The following is a 1,406-nucleotide window of genomic DNA, read 5'->3' on the forward strand; positions in this document are numbered from 1 at the left end:
GAGGGCCATGCCGCGCCGGCGCCAGACGTCGATATGGTTGAGCGCCACCGCCTTGATGCGGAGCGTCACTTCACCTTGCGAAGGCGGCGGGGGAGGCGGAAGGTCCACCGTTTCAAGGCGGCGGTCCTCGATAAGTTGCAATGCGCGCATTTGGCCTGTCGGTACTTTGGAAGCGGGAAAACGTCCGCTTAGACCGGTTCCCGCGCCATGACAAGGCAGGTGTTCTGGCCGCCGAAGCCGAAGGAATTCGACAGAACCGTGCCGACCTCTGCGTTGCGCTTCTTGTTTGGCACCACGTCGAGCACGATTGCCGGATCAGGATTGTCGTAATTGATGGTCGGCGGGATGACGCTTTCGCGCATGGTCATCAGCGAGAACGCGGCCTCGACCGCGCCGGCAGCGGACAGCGTGTGGCCGATCATCGACTTGTTCGACGAGATCGGCATCGAGCCGATCCGCTCGCCGAACACGGTCGACAGCGACAGATGCTCCATCTTGTCGTTTTCCGGCGTCGAGGTGCCGTGCGCGTTGACGTAGTCGATCTCGTCTTCGCTCAAGCCGGCATCGGCAAGGGCGGCGCGTACCGCGGCGATGGCCGGCGAACCGTCAGGCTTGGAGCGGGTGCGGTGGAAGTCGTCGGCGCGCTCGCCGCAGCCACGCATTATGCCGAGGATAGTGGCACCCCGGGCAAGTGCCGCCTCCAGCGATTCCAGCACAAGCGCGCCGGAACCCTCGGCAAGGACAAAACCGTCACGGTCCCTGGAGAAGGGCTTCGAGGCCTTTTCGGGAATGTCGTTGTGGGTGGAAAGCGCCGAGAGCAGCGAGAAGCGGATCAGGGCTTCGGCCGTGGCGGAACCGTCGGCGCCGATCGACAGCGCCTTGTCGCATTCGCCGCGGCGGATCGCCTCGACACCGAGCTGGATGGCGGTGGCGCCTGACGCGCAGGCTGTCGACAGCGTGATCGGCAGGCCGCGCGTGCCAAAACGATCGGCCAGGCGATCGGCGATCGAGCCGAACTGGGTGGTCTCGAAAATGCCGAGCTCCTTCAGTCCGCGCGCCACGCGCAGCAATCTCTCGGAACCGCTTTCCTTCTTGTCGGAATTGTAGAGCGAGAAGCGGTCGGCCCAATCGAGCTCGACCGGCGGCGAGGCGAGAAAGAGCGGGCCGCCGAAATCGCCGGAATCGAGGCCGGCCTCCGACACCGCTTCCTGGGCGGCCGTCTCGGCCAGCTCGTAGGTGAGGGGACTGGCACCCTTGGAGCTCGACGGCAGGAAATCGACCATGCCGGAGATGCGGGTGTTCAGATGATCGACGGGAAAACGGGTGATCGGATGGATGCCGGATTTGCCTGAGGTCAGCGCCGCCCAGTTGTCGGCCTTGCCGACGCCAAGCGAAGTCACCACGCC

Annotated in this window: 1 protein-coding gene and 1 pseudogene; both read right to left on the reverse strand. The window is 65.0% G+C overall.

Annotated features, from left to right (window positions below; translation table 11 throughout):
- Positions 1-150: pseudogene (locus EOA75_RS32795) on the reverse strand (NADPH:quinone oxidoreductase); the annotation flags it as partial.
- Between the two features lie 38 nt (positions 151-188).
- The coding region (locus EOA75_RS32800) for a beta-ketoacyl-ACP synthase (RefSeq protein ID WP_127326133.1) at positions 189-1,406 on the reverse strand (1,218 nt) is incomplete at its 5' end.

Source organism: Mesorhizobium sp. M1A.F.Ca.IN.022.07.1.1 (assembly GCF_003997575.1).
Lineage (GTDB): Bacteria > Pseudomonadota > Alphaproteobacteria > Rhizobiales > Rhizobiaceae > Mesorhizobium.